Consider the following 16262-nt stretch of genomic DNA (forward strand, 5'->3'; position numbering starts at 1 on the left):
CATCTTTTCTTAGATATTTGAATTGATGTAGCGTGTTTTATTTTGACAATAAAATTCAATTGCTTCGCTACCTAATTCTTTATACGTGCCCGTACTGGATTCTTTATATCCTCCGAATGGAGCTTGGAAAAACGTTCCTGTCGTCGTCATGTTCACTTTTACAATGCCTGCTTGAATTTCACTCAAAGCTTTATTCATATAGCTGATGTTTTTCGTACAAATGGCTGCTGATAAGCCATAAGCGATATCATTCGCCTTTTCAATTGCTTCATCTATATCGCTAATTTCAATAATACTAATGACAGGCCCAAACACTTCTTCTTGAGCGATTGTCATTTGCGTTGTGACATGTCCAATCACCGTCGGTTCAACATAAAATCCGTCTTCGCCATTTTCGATTTCAGGAATTCCGCCCCCAGTGAGAAGCATTGCACCTTCAGCAACCGCTGACTTCACTAGTGCTAGCGTCGATTGTCTTTCTCCTTCGTTTACTTGAGGTCCCATCTCAACCCCCTCTTCGAAACCGTTCCCTATTTTAATTTCTTTTGCACGCGCAACAAGTTTTTGGGTGAATTCTTCAACAATACTTTTGTGGATAATGACCCGACCCGTTGCTGTACAGGCTTGACCCGTTTGCCCAAATCCACCTGCAGCCGCTAATTGGACTGCCGCATCTATATCAGCATCCTCCATAACAATCAACGGATTTTTCCCGCCCATTTCCAATAAAACACGCTTCATATCTTTTGCCGCTTCATTGTAAATGAGTCTTCCTACACGATTGGACCCCGTAAACGTAATCGCCTTCACTGCCGGATGATGAATCATCTCCGTCACTAATTTGCCCGGTCCAATAAGCTGATTGACCACTCCAGCCGGCACACCCGCCTTTTCAATGACTTCCATAAATTTCGATGCTGTCAATGGTGTTTCTGAAGATGCTTTTAGGACAACTGTATTTCCAGCTAAAATGGCCGGAGCAATTTTCCATGCAGGAATGGAAAGTGGGAAATTCCACGGTGTGACCACCAATACCACACCAAGTGCCTCTTTATGCGTCTCAATCTGTACATTGGGCATATCCGATTCAATGATTCTACCCGTCATCCGTCTGCCTTCCCCGGCATAATAGCGCACAATTCCAGCCGCATATTGCACTTCTTTGATGGCATCGTTATAGGTTTTCCCTTCTTCTTTTACAATGATTCTTGCAAACTCTTCTTGCTCTTCCTCCATAAGGGAAGCGATCTTGAATAAGTACTCGCCACGCTGAGGAGAAGGAACCTTATTCCATGAACGAAAAGCTTTTTCAGCAGCGATAATGGCCGATTCAGCGTCTTCTGCAGTTGATTGTTGTACCCTTCCCACTACTTCATTTTTATTGGCTGGATTCAAGATTTCAAGAATTTCAGAACCTCTTGATGAAACCCATTCTCCATTAATATAATTCTTCAAAGTATTTACCTCATTCATTACTGTCATTGTGATTCCTCCATTTTTCAAATTTTAGGCAAGCTCCCCTGCACCACGAAGCCTTGATTGTTCCGTCGATTCAACAAGGATCTTGCTTCCTGTTTTGTATAACTCGTCCCATAACTCCCGATCAACTTCTGCACCGTTTTCCCATGATTTTTTCCATTGATTCTCCATCTTCTTTGATTCATAGATATCAATGGACGAATTAAAAGGCTCATCTAGTATTTCTTCAATGAATCGATCAATCCGGCTTAAGTCTTCTGTACAAATAAACGTAAAACCATTTGATTGATCATTCCCTAACTTCACATCCTGATTAAACTCTTTTGACATACGATCCAACAAGTCGTGTTCCGCCCTTCCTTCAATGACGACCGGGTATTGTGTTCGTTGTGTAGCTAAAAGCAGAACGGGCTTTTTTTCATGTGTGTGATAAGAAATGACACACCCTTTTCCCTTCGACGCAACATAAGATGCTTGTGTTGCTAGAAGTTTTGAAGCTGATGTATTTTGTACAACTAGTACCTCTTTTCCAGACCGCCCTAATTTGGAAAGGGCATAATCTGCAACTGCTTTCGCTACTAGTAAACTACTTTGTCCGCCACCATCGAGAAGGGTAACGTCCTCTTTTTCAACAAGCAATTGGATTTCGGTACGACTAGATGACTGCAATGTCGCTACTTCATTGGCTAATATCGTTAAACCTGCCAATCCAGCAAACTCTCCCCAAGCGACCATCTCGGCACCGTCTTCCGCGATCCCATAGGAGCATCCACAGGCTTCAAAGACTTTTTTACAATGTAAAAAGGTTTCTAAATAAGAGACACGCATTTCGCCAGCTCCTTTTCCGCCTTAAACCCTTCATCAAAGAATTTCAGCCAGTTTCCTCCCATTACGGCATACACGTCATCTTTTGACATTCCTTGCTGATAGAGGCCCTGCGCGATATTCGGAAAATCCGCTGGTGTTTCAAACCATTCCGGCCATTTCGGCCAAGAAGGATTGTCTTTTGATCCCGCACCGTATTCGACGTTATGTGTCCAGCGGCCCATTCGCATCCAAGCTAAAAACTCATCCGACATATTCAAAGTTAGATCCGTTCCGATTCCAACATGGTCAATACCCATAAACTCAACAGTTTCTACAATCATCTGGCAAAACTCTTCTAATGTTGTCTGATGTCCATTGATTAAATGCGGATATGCACAAACGCCGATCATCCCGCCGTTTCCGCGTAATGCCGTCAAGATTTCCTTGGACTTGTTGCGGCTAGATGGGTATATCCAATCAGGATTGGCATGTGTAATGGCTACGGGTCTGCTAGATGCGGCAATCGCATCCAGTGACGTTTTTTCTCCCACATGGGACAAGTCGATGACCATTCCTACACGATTCATTTCTTCTATTACTAATTTTCCAAATCTGGATAAGCCCGAATCCCTTTCTTCATAACAACTTGATCCGATGAGATTTTGATTGTTATACGTAAGCTGCATGATTTTCACACCGAGCTGGTTAAACACGGAAACCAGTGCCAACTCATCTTCAAGTGCCGAAGTGTTTTGTGTTCCCAAGATAATGCCTATTTTTCCAAGGCGTTTTGCTGTTAGAATGTCTGCTCCCTTATGAACAGGAAGCACAAGGTCTTCATTGTCTTTGAAAAATCGGTGCCAATTCCCCACTTTCGTCAGAGTTTCACGGGCATTTTCCCATAGACCACAGCAAGCATGTACACAAGTAACGCCGCCTTCCTTTAGCAAAAGTAGGAAATCTCGATCCCAGTTACTTAATTCCAATGCATCAATTATGATCATATCTTGTGTTTGATTTTTCATTTCATATCCTCCATCGTTGGCAATTGTGGGTATACCCAAGAATCTTCAAAATCATCCTTGCCGATTTCTTCGACTAACGGTGCCCCTTGGAACAAGGTAATTCGCACCCAGCGATTGGACTTGGGATCAAATCGTTCGGCGCCAAAGATGGCAAGCTTGCATTTCAATAAATGGATCGGCAATGTGTTTTTATGAAGCAAGTTCGATTGGATCTCACTGTATTCATAGTCCCTTAAAGATTGGACCCTTTTCACAATCCCTTTGAATGTTGGATACTTCAAAAGAAATGCAGCTACCAACTCATCACCTGCGTGACGTTGTAATTCCTTATGTAACATTTGCACTTGTTCTGCAATATTCAACTGCATTTCACGGTCTTCCCCGGGCTCTTCGCCTCGTACGCCCATTCGCGGCTCTTCTTTTTCAACAGATCGATACCAGAAAAAATATTTTTCATCTTCTTTTTCGAAGTTATAGTGGAATGCCCAGCTATAGCGCTCCTTGATGATTTGCAAAAGCCCTTCAATCGTCATTTCAGGAATAACTTGATACACATCATGTGCATTTGTGCACGCTTCCAAGTCTTCAACACGTTTCGCGTAACATTCAATTAATAACGAGTGTAGTAATTCCTGTACTTCAATCGATAATTCCTTTTTAGCTATTTCCGTTAAACGAATCCACGGCTTTTCAACATCATTTCCGTAAAATGTTTTAGTTTCGCGGTATTCACTTACCAAGCCCTTGATCATTTCGCAACCGGCCGCCAATTTTGCTGGACTTTGAAAAACGTCAACTTTTGGTGCAACAGTTTCTTGAAAATGAACGCATACTTTTTCGAGAAGGTCGATAAAGCGCTTACAATCTGTATCTGTAGGGTCTATGCCTTTCACTCGTGCAAGTGCTGTTTCTCGAATATGAATCCACTGATGTAATAATTTCGGATGCGAAACGAGAAAAGGTACCATGCCTAGTCCGGTTGCATTGCCAGTTCCGATGATTCGTTTCAGTTCAGGGTGCAATTTTGACGCGTTCGGATTTTGCATCCGAGCAATATGTTCAATCAGTTCAAAACTAAAGTTACGTAGCATATAGACAGCAACCATTTGCGCTTGAAACGCACCGCTAAACGGATGATTTTCTTTTATTTTGTCATAGGGAGCAATCCCAAATTTCCCATTTCCATAAACTGCTGTCGTTCTAAATAGGTAACCTACTTCATTTAACACAGCAGCATCAGGTTGCTTTTCATTAACTAATGCCTCTAATACATGCTGAAACATTCTTCCGCTTTTATTTGCCCGGGACCAAACAAGGTCATGCACATCTCCACGTCCAAACTCCTGCTTCGGCAATTCGTTTCGTAGCCGGTCCTTTTTTTCTTTTGTAATCTTTCCTTCACAAAGAGCGAAAGTAACATCCCACTTTTCAGAGATCACTCGATCACTTCGATCCGCATCATCGATTTCTTGAGAAAATGCAACAAATGTGAATAAACCTCCAGGAGTGGTTATGTGATAGACGGCCTCTCCATATCCGGCAGCATCTAAATCAAATGAAATTCTATCAATTTCCCATGCTTCTCTCATCATTTTACGTGTTAGTATTCTCAAGAAACTTAAGCTTGTAGAGCGTAATGCGCCTAACCTTTCAATCTGCATGACTTCGGCAGCAGGCCTCATTAAATCCATTTGCTTGGCAAGTTCTTTAACCATCCTATAAATGCCTCCTTTTCTCTTTTATCTGTATACTGATTTTCCCAGACTTTATAATCCCGATTATCGGAAAACAATTCCGAATAATTCATTATGACCTAATAGTAAACGCATTATTATTTTCTGTCAATCGTATTTCGAAAATTTACAAGAACTCCATTTTTATAACTTGACTTACTAATCAATTACACCTCGGCGGAATTGCGTCTAGATTTTGAATTGCGAATTGAACAGCAAAGGGTTCGATTTTCCGTAATTCCAATATCAGCTGGAAGCCGTGATTGCATGAAAAAAACTGCCACCATTCGAGTCCCCTCAAATGGTGGCAGTACTTATTACCTGACATTAATCACACAAGTTTATGTTCCTGGTTCATTTCGCGTGAGCGTTGGACAATCCTAGTAATTGAATGAAGAATTTCTCACGCTCGTTTGAATCATTGTTCTTTACAAATGATCAAGCCCCTCATTCCCCCAGCTAAACTAGAAAAGTCCATGCAAAGTGGGCTCTTCGGAATAAATGAAAATACTAATTTCCATTTTACTTTTCTACAAGATCACCAGCAGTCCCGTAGCATTTAGCAGCAACACTTACCGATTGCCTAGAAGAACTCTTCTCATAAATAAAGGAGACAGCAATTGCTGCCAGTAATCCTGGCACTGCCAATACCATGAAGTTTTGTTGAAATGGTAAACTAAGGGCAAGAAGCGCTCCTCCCAACACGGGACCAATGATTCCCCCAATTCTTCCTACACCTGATGCCCAGCCAACTCCTGTCGAACGCACTTCGGTCGGATAAAATTGAGAAGCGAAGGAATAGAGAATAATTTGTGATCCGATTGATGTAGCTCCAGCGATTGCCACAAATAGATAGAGTAAGATGATAGTTGGCTGCATCCCCATTACAGTTAAAGAAATGGCATTTAGGCAAAAAAAGATGGTCAACACGCGTTTCGTACTCCATCGATCGGCCAGCCATCCACCAATCAATGAACCAAAAATCCCCCCGATATTTAACGCCAAGAGAAATGTCAAACTTGAACCAAATGCATACCCAGCTTCGTTCATTAGCTTCGGTAACCAGGTACCCAAACCGTAGGTGATTAACAAACATAAGAAAAAATTGAACCAAAACAGCACGGTACTAATGGTTCGTCCATTTTCAAATAAATTTGTTACAGGAATACCTGTTTTCGATGGAACGGTCATTTCATACTCATCCTCATCATGCCGTGTATACGATGGGTCGATTTTGGCGACTAATTGACCAATTCTCTTTTTGTCATTTTGCACCATTAGAAACCCTAGTGATTCAGGAAGGTACTTGTATAGAAAAGGAACCGCCAGTAAAGGGATTGCACCGACTAAAAACATCGATTTCCAACCTGCAACTGGAATCAGGTAAATGGCTAGTCCAGATGCTAAAATCCCTCCTATTGCATATCCACATAACATCAGTGTCACTAAGCGATTTTTCATGGTTCTAGGAGCGTATTCCGTTACTAACGCCACCGTAACAGGAAAGGCTCCCCCTAATCCTAATCCCGCGACAAAACGATAAATCCCAAATGCTGTAGGACCATTGGAAAAAGCGATTAAACCTGTAAAAAGGCTGAAGAGAATGACGCAAAAAAGAATCACCTTTTTTCGACCTATCCGATCGGCCAATGGCGCAAATAGAAAGGCACCAAACATCATTCCGATTAGCGCATAGCTCCCTATGGTGCCCGCCTGTACGGATGTTAAGGACCATTCTTCCATTAATAAAGAGACAACTGATCCATATACGACTAAATCATATCCGTCAAATACAATGATGAAAGCACACCAAAAAACAACTAATCCGTGAAAACGGTTAAATTTTGATTCATCAACAGTACGGGCAATATTAATCGACTTCAAGCTTTTTCCTCCCTTATCATACGAACTTATCAACGGGCCAATCCATCAATCATGTTTGGCTTTTACTTTGAAACCGCCATTTCATGCAAGCCTAAAAATTTCAAGGCATTTTGACCGTGGATCAATCGGGCCTCTTCTTCAGAAATCGATGGCAAGGCGTCAACAACTTTACCTGATGGAACTTCGCGCAATAAAAACGGATAATCCGATCCAGCGATGATTTGTTCAGCACCAAATCGATCAATCATATATCGCAGATTCACAGGATCATAAACGAGTGAATCATAATAGAGCTTCTTGGCATAATAACTCGGTGGTTTTTCCGTTTTGCGGATTTCCGGCCAAACTTCCCAGCCTTTGTCCATTCGAGGCAATAAATAAGGTAAAGAACCGCCCCCATGTGCAAAGCATATTTTCAAATTCGGGTACTTATCCAAAAGACCGCTCATAATGATGCTGCCCGCTGCAAGTGCCGTTTCCGAAGGCATCCCGATCATATACATAAATTTATGTCTCGGCATTCTTTCCCCGCCCAATGTCGCCCATGGATGTACAAAAAGCGGAACATTCCATTTCTCCGCCGCTGCAAAAAATGGCTCAAGGGACGGATCATCCAAATTCAGCCCATTGACATTGGAACCGATTTGCAGACCTTTCAACCCTAATTCATGCTTCGCCCGATCCATTTCCTGAATGGCCATGTCAACATTCTGCAAAGGAACGGTTCCCAAGCCGATAAAGCGATCCAGATATTCCTTTGCAATGGAAGCGATAAAATCATTTTGCAATTGTGCCAGTTCCAACCCAGCTTCCGGGCTTGACCAATACGCTAACGTCACAGGGATCGGAGATAACACTTGAATATCGATGCCTTCTTGATCCATATCCGCAATTCTTTTTTCAACATCCCATGCCTGATCCGTAATCTTTCGAAACGATTTCCCTTGAATGAAAATCTCTGCACCACAATCGCATGTTTTTTCCAAGACCGGGAAGCGCGCATCCCCATACTTCGCCGCTAAATCCGGGAAATCTTCCGGAATGATATGTGTATGAAAATCCACGCGTAGTGTTTTATTTACCACTGAAAACATCTCCTTTTCAATCAAAATCATCTTAAAAAAATAATGAGATAGATAGAAACTTCCATCCATCTCATTATTCGTGAGTTGCCAAAAATCTAGCTTACAATAACTTTGTGCCGTACGTGAAGTAACTCTCTGGCGCTTTGCTTCCCCATAGATCAAGGCCTAACGGGCCAACCTCTGGGTTCCATTCAATCGGTTCCCAATCTGGAGCGAAAATCAAGAATCCACCCGTCCAAATTTCAACCCGGTTGCCGGAAGGTTCAATCACATAAATGAACTGCGCACCGCTTGTCCCATGTTTTCCTGGTCCCCATTCGATTTTTATTTCATTTTCAGCCATTAGGTTAGCCGCTCGGATCAGTTCATCTGGCGAATCTAAATAGTACGCCAGGTGGTGGAAGAGTGCACCGTTTTGATTTGCGTTACGCATCAATGCAATTTCATGTGCAATATTCGTACGGCTCAACCATGAGCCTAGCCGTACATCATTTTCGTTCTGCACATAATAGCGGTGGTGAATACCTAGTAGATCGGTCCACCATTGCTGCTCTTTCACAACATCATTCACCATAATGTTGACGTGGTCAAAGCGACGTGGCGATACACCTTTTCCAGTATATTTACTTGGGTGACTCGGTAGTTTTGATGCAGTAGCTGGATCCATCGAGACAAACTTTTCCTTCTCCCAATATAATTCTACCGGTAAGCCCGCCGGCGATCTGAATTGAATCGAATCACCTTGCGCTTTTTTCAAGCCCGCTTCGACCCATTTATGGTCAATTCCCATGTCTTTGAACTGTCTTTCAAAAGCTCGCAATGCTTCAGATGAGCTCACGCGCCAGCCGATCTGTTGAACACCGGAAGTATCCGATTTTTTAAGCACCAGCGTATGATGATCGAAATCTTGCCACGCACGTAAATAGACTCTGTCACCTTCCTCAGCTGACACAGAAAGTCCCATCACCTCTGTAAAGAACCAAACGGATTTTTCCAAATTGGTTACGCCGATTTCTACGTGACCTAAATGTGCGATACTCGTTGTATATTTTTCCAACTGTTTCAAAAGTGCTTGTTCCTCATTCATTTTATTAGTCGAAATACTCATCTGTCATATCCCCTATCTTTTTAGTTTTTTATAAATTTTATTTATATAGGTTGAAGAATGTTTTTCCATATGCCCCCGGAAGAACAATGATTGGAAATCATTCATTCAATTTATATACACAAGAAGTGCCGTTGTTTCAGCTTTTTCACAATTTACTTTATAGGAATAGTAGGAATTAAGCGTCTCACTTCCACTCAATCTCTACTTACAGCTTTTACAGTTTGATCGTAATATTGGATAATTCAGAGTAAAAATCGAGACTGTGCATACCGCCCGTCCGACCGACTCCACTATGTTTCATACCGCCGAATGGCGTTCTCAGATCGCGAAGGAACCATGTATTCACCCAAACCATTCCCGCTTCAATTTGATGGGCAACGCGATGGCCACGCTTCAAATTCGTCGTCCAAATCGAGGCACTAAGTCCATAATGCGTATCGTTCGCCTGCTCAATGACTTCCTCTTCCGTATCAAATGGAATTACCGTTACAACGGGGCCGAAGATTTCTTCCCGGACACAACGGGAGTTTTTATCCAAACCTGTAATAATCGTCGGCTCCAGAAAATAACCTTTGTCCAATTCTTCCGGTCGTTTGCCGCCTGTCAAAATTACTCCGCCTTCTTCACGGGCAATATCGAGATAGCTTGTCACCTTGTCATAATGTTCTTTACTGATCAACGCACCGACATTTGTATCCGCTTCAAATGGCTGACCGACTTTCAATTCTTTGACTTTCGCTACAAATTTCTCTAAAAACTCCTCATATGCTGGTCTTTCCACGTAAATACGTGAACCGCACATACAAACTTGACCTTGGTTAATAAAACTGGATTTCATTGTCGTTTCAATGACATCGTCCATATCTGCATCAGCAAAGATGATATTCGGATTTTTTCCGCCGAGCTCATAAGATAGTTTTTTCAGCGAATCTGCACCCGCTTTCATAATGGCAGCACCCGTTCTTGGTTCACCGATAAATGAAATTGCATCGATATCCGGGTGTTCAGAAATCGCTCCACCTGCAGAGCCTGGTCCAAATCCATGAACAAGGTTCACAACGCCATCCGGCACTCCCGCTTCTTTCATGATTTCCATCAGCACGGTCGCCGTCATTGGTGTCCATTCCGCCGGCTTAATGACTGCCGTATTCCCCATTCCGAGACATGGAGCCAGCTTCCAAGTAAGGAGCAACAACGGTAAATTCCATGGCTTAATAATCCCGACGACACCGACAGGGCGACGGATTGCGTAGTGCAATGCTTCTTCGTTTTGCTGGTAGGCATCCGTTCCAACAGATATGATATAGTCCGCAAAAAAGTGGAAGTTGTAGGCTGCACGCGGAATATCGACCGAATTAGCGAGAGAGACTGGTTTTCCGGTATCCAAAGCTTCCAAACGCGCCAACTCATCTTGTCTTTCGAGTATCAAATCACCAATTCTGCGAAGAATTTTGGAACGTTCTTCTAACGTGAACGTTTTCCACGGACCATCCAGTGCTTTCCGGGCTGCCGTAACCGCAATGTCAACTTCTTCCTTGCCCCCTTCTGCCACAAGTCCAATCACTTCTTCTGTTGCAGGGTTGATATTTTCGAAGCTTTTACCCTTTTTCAATTCAACGAACTTTCCATTTATAAAGTGGCGACAATCGATGGCTTGCACTTTTGTTGTTGTAATCATAAATTCATTCATCTCCATTTTCTTTATTAAGATAGACATAGCGTTGGGGTTGGATCAACGATAGCCCTTTGTTTAACTCGCTGCCTCCTTCTTACATGTAAATGGTTCATCCGCCATTTTGATCGAATTGGATGGACAGCTTTCATAAGCATCTTCCAGATCATCTTCCATGTCCTCAGGCACTGGTGTCATTCCTTGGTTATCATCCAGGCAAGCAAAAGAAATTCCTTCATCGTTGTAATCAAACAAATCAGGTGCTGCGATCCCACAAGCGCTACAAGCAATACAAGTGTCCTGATCGACGATTGTATATTTGGCCATCTGCTACCTCCTCTTTCCTTTTCGTATGCGGATATGCACGTCTCATCAAGTGGCACCGACCGGTTCTTTCGCTCCTTTTTCTTCCCCCATAATGCTTGTGCTATGAGGAGCTTGTACTTTCGCCGTCGGATCAATATACACCTTTGCATTGCTTACAGCGATAGGCGCTTCACCAAACCCCGTTGCTATTAATTTCACTTTTCCTTCATAGGTGCAAATGTCCCCAGTTGCATAGATTCCTTCAATATTCGTTTCCATCTTTGAATTGACAACGATGGAATTCTTTTTAATATTTAGTCCCCAAAGATTAATAGGGCCGAGGGAAGAAACAAAGCCAAAATTCACGAGCACGTCGTCTACATCCAGTTCCACTAAGGCATCCCCTTTTGTTTCTTTGACAATGACTTTTTCGATACTTTCATTCCCAACGAGCTTTGTAGGAATATAAGGGGTTAACACCTCTACTTTTGACTGCTTTAACAACTCCACACTATGTTCATGGGCACGGAATGTATCTCTTCGATGAATCAGTGTGACCTTTTCTGCAATGGGCTCCAGCATTAATGCCCAATCCACTGCTGAATCTCCACCGCCGAATAATGCAACCTTTTTCCCGGCAAACGCATTGACATTGGTCACGAAATAATGAAGGTTTTGATCCGCAAACGCGCCTTCCCCTTCCACATTCATTTTCCGGGGTTGAAAGGCTCCGTTCCCCGCAGTAATGACAATGGTTTTTGTATAATGCGTAGCTTGATTGGTCGTGAGTTTGAAAACACCGTCATCTTGCTTTTCCAGTTCTTCCACTGTTTCATTCAAACAGATCGTCGATTCAAATTGCTGCATTTGTTCTTCCAATCGATTGACAAGTTCCTGCGCTTTCACTTTAGGAAAGCCTGCAATATCATAAATATATTTTTCGGGATACAATGCCGCTAACTGTCCGCCTAACTGTGGAAGACTTTCGATGATTTTGACAGACATTTGCCGCATCCCCGCATAAAAAGCCGTAAACAAACCTACCGGTCCACCACCGATAATCGTCATATCCACTACTTCAGACCGTTCATTCATATCTAAACCTCCTGCACAAATGAAATAAACAAAATATTCAGTCTAAAATAAGTATTATTGTATTAAAGTTGTTTCAATGGGATCTCCATTTCTAGTTTATAAAATAAGGCTTATTTTCCCGTGCGGTCGTAAACTATCAAGTTTGAGCGTCACTTTCTTTTCTTGAATGACGATTCTTTCGTCTTTCACAATCAATCGATAATCATTGACACCGACAAAACAGTCGAGCACTTCGCGTTTTGTTCGATACGTTGAAAAATTGCATCGCACATAGATCACATTTCCCTCTTGCTGTTTAATACGGATATTGTGGATATTCCGAACGGTTGTGGAATGTGGATATTCAACATGGGCCTCTTTTTTCAACAATCGCTTAGCTCTCTCTTCAAGTCGAGCCCGGTCATCGTTGATATAAAAAATGGATGTAGCTGGATCCGCATCTGGATTCCCTAATGGGGGCACAAGATACGTACCATCCTCCGAAAACAAGTCCGCCCATTCGACTAATTTCCATTCGTCAAGGAGTTCTGACTCCTTATATAAGAAATCGACAATTTCCTGACGGGATACGGTTGTCTCCATCTCTTGAAGTATGCTTGTCATGTTAAAACCTCCTCTTTTACGGATTGTTTCGTCATAACTTCATTCCATTTGCGCCAGAAACTACGCATTTGCTCTTCGTCCGTTGCCTGCGCCTGATCCCGGATCATTCCTTTGGAAATGTCATTCCATTCGACCTCTGCATTATTCAAATACCCCTCCTGGCAAAGCTCAAGTGCTTCGTTATCATCCGGCGTCGCAAAGCCACCCGGTCCAAGGAACTCAAGGAAGTTGTCGTTTCTCCTAAGTCTGAACTTTTCACTTTCTTCTTTCGGCGCGAGCGAATACCCCGTCACTTCCATATAACCCGGTTCTGTCGGATAATAGGTCCGTGCAGTGATCGCCATAATATCATTGATGACCAAGTTCGGGAATATTAAAATATTACGGTTGTATCCTGCGATCCGTTCTGCCCTTTCCTCGCCAAATCGTTCGACGAGTTTATTTTTCAGCTCTTCAATTTCAGCTTGATCCTCTTCTGGCCATGCCGGTGTCCACTGTGCAACCGGTCTTCCCCAAGGCGCAACATATTCTATCACCGCATGACCATTGCCTAGATCGATCCCTTTTCCTTCAAGTACCGCTTTTTTCAACCCCGGATCTTGACTTGCTTTAATATCAAAATAGGTTTTATGCGTCGGCATGCCGTGATAGAGATCGACACTGTTTTCGGAAATAAGCTTCCAATTCGCGCGGACACTATATTGTTGTGGATCATGTAACACTTCTAAGCCGACTTCTGATTGATCCGCAACCAAATCGATATATTCTTTCACGTTTCCAAGATACTCAACGAGGGAAATCGCTTTTGTATCGAAGTTCACAAACATGAAGCCGCGATAACTTTCCAAGCGTGTCACCTCTGTCAGATTTTTGGAACCATCACAATTAAAGTCTTTCGGAAAACCATCTTTTCCAGGCATCCCTACTAATTCCCCATCATTCTTAAATGTCCAAGCGTGATAAAAGCAGCGAAAGACTTTTGTATTCCCTTCATTTTCACGACAAACCAAAGCGCCGCGATGCGGACAGGAGTTATATAAAGCCCGGATGACTCCATCCGTTCCACGTGTGAACAATAAATTTCGCCCACCCACTTTTTTCCTTTTGAAATCACCGTTCTTCGGCAGCTCCGATTCATGACCGATATAAATCCAACATTTACTGAAAATTTCTTGCCGTTCCTTTTCCAAAATTTCATGACTTGTAAACACACTTCGGTGCACTGAAAACTCGGATTTTTGATGATCTTCACGAATATAGCTTTTCATTAACGCTCTCCTCCTATGAATGATCTATTAGTAGCAACTTCCTTTTCTTATTGCATCGTACTGCCGCCATTAACACTGATCACTTGGCCGTTAATAAATGTGGCTTTATCAGATGCTAGGAAAACGACTGCATCTGCAACTTCTTCCGGGTAGGCCCCTCTTCCAATCGGAATAATATCAATATAACGATCTACCAATTGGGTGTCCCGATCCCGAATATCATCCAGCAATTCTCCCTCGACTGCTGGAGGTGCAATCACATTCGCCGTAATATTATTTTTTGCAAACTCTCTTCCAAGTCCAGAAACAATTGCATGAACCCCGCCTTTTGCGGCATTATAAGCGGCATGATCCCATAAACCGTTACGCACCGAATCCGCGCCGATATTAATGATCCTTCCAAAGTTTTGCTGAACCATATAAGGCAAAACCTTATGACAGGACCAAAGCATTGTCCATAAGTTCCGATCAATCGTCGTTTTTAGTGTTTCAGATGTCTGCTCAAGGAAAGGTAGAATGACGCCACCACCGGCATTATTAACAAGAATATCGACTTTATCCCATTTGTCGATGACTGTTTCAACCATCGCTATCACATTTTCTTCCTGTGATAGATCCCCGACAAAGTAGGCTGATTCTTGCCCCGTTTGTTGGACAATTTCATCTGCGACAGCTTGCGTACGTTCTGCATTTGTCCCAGTCACTAATACCTTTGCACCTTGTTGCGCTAGACCGATTGCAATCGCTTTCCCGATGCCACGAGAAGAACCTGTCACGATCGCAACTTTTCCTTCTAACAGTTGGTTAGTCATTGTTCCCGATCATCTCTTTTCTTTTGATAGTAATAATTCAGTTTGTGCTTATTCATTTCATTCCCCTTCATGTAACCGCATTCAAATTGACGATTACTTTTTTGAACGAAAGGTTGGAACAGGGTGAAGCTGCAATGCGTTTGACTTAACCTCAGTATAAAGGGCAGTAAAGCATAACTCCAATTGAAAATATTTTGTATAATCTGACTTTATCAAACTTTTTTCTATACATCACTTAGCAACTTAATCGGTTACTTATTGGATTGGAAGAATTCCATCTCTTCCGAAAAATCATTTTGACAATTCCGAACTTTCCACTTAGAATGAATGAAGCATTGGTAGAAATTGAATATACGTCAATTCAAATTACTGATAAGGTAAGGAGTCGAGCAAATGGACAAAACCCAATTAGAGACCTTTTTAACAATTGCCGAACACAAAAGTTATTCAAAAGCTGCTACTCTACTAAATGTCACTCAACCTACAATCACAGCACGCATAAAAAATCTAGAGAATGAATTATCCTGTCCATTGTTTACCAAAGTCGGAAGAGACATCGCTTTGTCGAAAGAAGGGACTGTTTTTTTTGAATATGCAACGAATATCTTAACCTACATGAACCATTCAAAAGAAGTCGCCAAATACACAAAGTACCCTGAAATACGAATAGGGTTTTCACCGGGGTATTCGTATTCTTTCATAACAGAGTTATTAGACGCTGTCATATCCATCGATAATTTAAACATTACCATCATGGAAGGATTGGATTCCTGCAATTTGAATGAGCAAATCTTGGCGGGCGACCTCGACCTTGTATTCACCCGAAACATTCAATCCCACCGCCCGGAAATCGCCGCAGAATATCTTTTTGACAACAAATTAGTTGCAGTCCTTGGTCAAAACCATCCACTTGCAAAAAAGAAATTCCTCACCCCTCATGACCTGCAAAATGAGACATTAATTAGTTATCGTCGAAATTCCAACCTATGGAGAGAAATTGACCAACGACTCATTGGAATCTCCAATATCAAGCGGCTTGAAGTTGATAATAATGAAATGTTGAAAACCATAGCAGAAAACGGCTTAGGCATTGGAATCACCCCCTCTCTCGGAATCAATAAATTAAATGAAAGTAAATTAATCGTCAAAGATATTCAAGAGATCGGAAATATCCCAAACAGAGTCTATGTACAATATCGAAAGAATTCAATTATCGCTGCTCCTATTAAAAAAATAATTTATTCTATTATTAATCATGAAATGAAAACATCCATCTAAACATCACAGGATACACAGCCGCCTTCCAACAAATTGTAAGCGCTTAACTCACCCCTGAACACAAAGCAAAAAAAAGACTGCTCCCATTCAAATCACTTCGAATGGGA

At 42.2% G+C, this 16262-nt stretch carries 14 protein-coding genes; 1 reads left to right on the top strand and 13 read right to left on the bottom strand.

Annotated elements, in window-relative coordinates:
- Positions 1–9: 9 nt before the first annotated feature.
- The 13 genes from ACFPRA_RS08785 to ACFPRA_RS08845 all read right to left on the bottom strand — a co-directional run bounded on the left by ACFPRA_RS08785 (position 10) and on the right by ACFPRA_RS08845 (position 14877).
- Positions 10–1482: an aldehyde dehydrogenase family protein gene (locus tag ACFPRA_RS08785; protein ID WP_381432848.1), complete on the bottom strand. Its 1473-nt coding sequence runs from the start codon at positions 1480–1482 to the stop codon at positions 10–12.
- A 24-nt stretch (positions 1483–1506) separates the two neighbouring features.
- On the bottom strand, positions 1507–2307 hold the full coding sequence (locus ACFPRA_RS08790) for a DUF3726 domain-containing protein (protein WP_381432851.1): 801 nt from the start codon (positions 2305–2307) through the stop codon (positions 1507–1509).
- Positions 2289–3311: a dipeptidase gene (locus ACFPRA_RS08795; RefSeq protein WP_381432855.1), complete on the bottom strand. Its 1023-nt coding sequence runs from the start codon at positions 3309–3311 to the stop codon at positions 2289–2291. The genes ACFPRA_RS08790 and ACFPRA_RS08795 overlap by 19 nt, the downstream gene beginning before the upstream one ends.
- On the bottom strand, positions 3308–5026 hold the full coding sequence (locus ACFPRA_RS08800; RefSeq protein ID WP_381432858.1) for a hypothetical protein: 1719 nt from the start codon (positions 5024–5026) through the stop codon (positions 3308–3310). Before ACFPRA_RS08800 ends, ACFPRA_RS08795 begins: the two co-directional genes overlap by 4 nt.
- A 540-nt stretch (positions 5027–5566) precedes the next feature.
- The gene (locus ACFPRA_RS08805; RefSeq protein ID WP_381432861.1) at positions 5567–6928 is read right to left on the bottom strand and encodes an MFS transporter; all 1362 of its coding nucleotides are present in this window, start codon (positions 6926–6928) and stop codon (positions 5567–5569) included.
- A 62-nt stretch (positions 6929–6990) separates the two neighbouring features.
- Positions 6991–8013 carry an amidohydrolase family protein gene (locus tag ACFPRA_RS08810; RefSeq protein WP_381432865.1) on the bottom strand — a complete coding sequence of 341 codons (1023 nt, stop codon included), beginning with the start codon at positions 8011–8013 and terminating at the stop codon, positions 6991–6993.
- Between the two features lie 100 nt (positions 8014–8113).
- Complete coding sequence (locus ACFPRA_RS08815) at positions 8114–9121, bottom strand: VOC family protein (protein ID WP_381432869.1); 1008 nt, start codon at positions 9119–9121, stop codon at positions 8114–8116.
- 214 nt (positions 9122–9335) lie between these two features.
- Positions 9336–10799 carry an aldehyde dehydrogenase gene (locus tag ACFPRA_RS08820; RefSeq protein WP_381432872.1) on the bottom strand — a complete coding sequence of 488 codons (1464 nt, stop codon included), beginning with the start codon at positions 10797–10799 and terminating at the stop codon, positions 9336–9338.
- Positions 10800–10871: 72 nt separating this feature from the next.
- Positions 10872–11120 carry a ferredoxin gene (locus ACFPRA_RS08825; RefSeq protein ID WP_381432875.1) on the bottom strand — a complete coding sequence of 83 codons (249 nt, stop codon included), beginning with the start codon at positions 11118–11120 and terminating at the stop codon, positions 10872–10874.
- Positions 11121–11165: 45 nt separating this feature from the next.
- Positions 11166–12194 carry an NAD(P)/FAD-dependent oxidoreductase gene (locus ACFPRA_RS08830; protein WP_381432878.1) on the bottom strand — a complete coding sequence of 343 codons (1029 nt, stop codon included), beginning with the start codon at positions 12192–12194 and terminating at the stop codon, positions 11166–11168.
- Positions 12195–12290: 96 nt separating this feature from the next.
- Positions 12291–12797: an aromatic-ring-hydroxylating dioxygenase subunit beta gene (locus ACFPRA_RS08835; RefSeq protein ID WP_381432881.1), complete on the bottom strand. Its 507-nt coding sequence runs from the start codon at positions 12795–12797 to the stop codon at positions 12291–12293.
- On the bottom strand, positions 12794–14065 hold the full coding sequence (locus ACFPRA_RS08840) for an aromatic ring-hydroxylating oxygenase subunit alpha (protein WP_381432884.1): 1272 nt from the start codon (positions 14063–14065) through the stop codon (positions 12794–12796). Before ACFPRA_RS08840 ends, ACFPRA_RS08835 begins: the two co-directional genes overlap by 4 nt.
- Before the next feature lie 47 nt (positions 14066–14112).
- Positions 14113–14877, bottom strand: a complete 765-nt coding sequence (locus ACFPRA_RS08845) for an SDR family NAD(P)-dependent oxidoreductase (protein WP_381432887.1) — start codon at positions 14875–14877, stop codon at positions 14113–14115.
- Between the two features lie 393 nt (positions 14878–15270).
- On the opposite strand from ACFPRA_RS08845, the gene ACFPRA_RS08850 reads away from it, so the two are divergent.
- Positions 15271–16155 carry a LysR family transcriptional regulator gene (locus ACFPRA_RS08850; protein ID WP_381432890.1) on the top strand — a complete coding sequence of 295 codons (885 nt, stop codon included), beginning with the start codon at positions 15271–15273 and terminating at the stop codon, positions 16153–16155.
- Positions 16156–16262 lie beyond the last annotated feature (107 nt).

The organism is Sporosarcina soli, from assembly GCF_042655805.1.
Lineage (GTDB): Bacteria > Bacillota > Bacilli > Bacillales_A > Planococcaceae > Sporosarcina > Sporosarcina soli.

Bases quoted from the DNA above. Each gene is read 5' to 3' on its own strand.
- ACFPRA_RS08785 (WP_381432848.1), bottom strand. From the start codon at position 1,482: ATGACAGTAATGAATGAGGTAAATACTTTGAAGAATTATATTAATGGA.
- ACFPRA_RS08790 (WP_381432851.1), bottom strand. From the start codon at position 2,307: ATGCGTGTCTCTTATTTAGAAACCTTTTTACATTGTAAAAAAGTCTTT.
- ACFPRA_RS08795 (WP_381432855.1), bottom strand. From the start codon at position 3,311: ATGAAAAATCAAACACAAGATATGATCATAATTGATGCATTGGAATTA.
- ACFPRA_RS08800 (WP_381432858.1), bottom strand. From the start codon at position 5,026: ATGGTTAAAGAACTTGCCAAGCAAATGGATTTAATGAGGCCTGCTGCC.
- ACFPRA_RS08815 (WP_381432869.1), bottom strand. From the start codon at position 9,121: ATGAGTATTTCGACTAATAAAATGAATGAGGAACAAGCACTTTTGAAA.
- ACFPRA_RS08820 (WP_381432872.1), bottom strand. From the start codon at position 10,799: ATGATTACAACAACAAAAGTGCAAGCCATCGATTGTCGCCACTTTATA.
- ACFPRA_RS08825 (WP_381432875.1), bottom strand. From the start codon at position 11,120: ATGGCCAAATATACAATCGTCGATCAGGACACTTGTATTGCTTGTAGC.
- ACFPRA_RS08830 (WP_381432878.1), bottom strand. From the start codon at position 12,194: ATGAATGAACGGTCTGAAGTAGTGGATATGACGATTATCGGTGGTGGA.
- ACFPRA_RS08835 (WP_381432881.1), bottom strand. From the start codon at position 12,797: ATGACAAGCATACTTCAAGAGATGGAGACAACCGTATCCCGTCAGGAA.
- ACFPRA_RS08840 (WP_381432884.1), bottom strand. From the start codon at position 14,065: ATGAAAAGCTATATTCGTGAAGATCATCAAAAATCCGAGTTTTCAGTG.
- ACFPRA_RS08845 (WP_381432887.1), bottom strand. From the start codon at position 14,877: ATGACTAACCAACTGTTAGAAGGAAAAGTTGCGATCGTGACAGGTTCT.
- ACFPRA_RS08850 (WP_381432890.1), top strand. From the start codon at position 15,271: ATGGACAAAACCCAATTAGAGACCTTTTTAACAATTGCCGAACACAAA.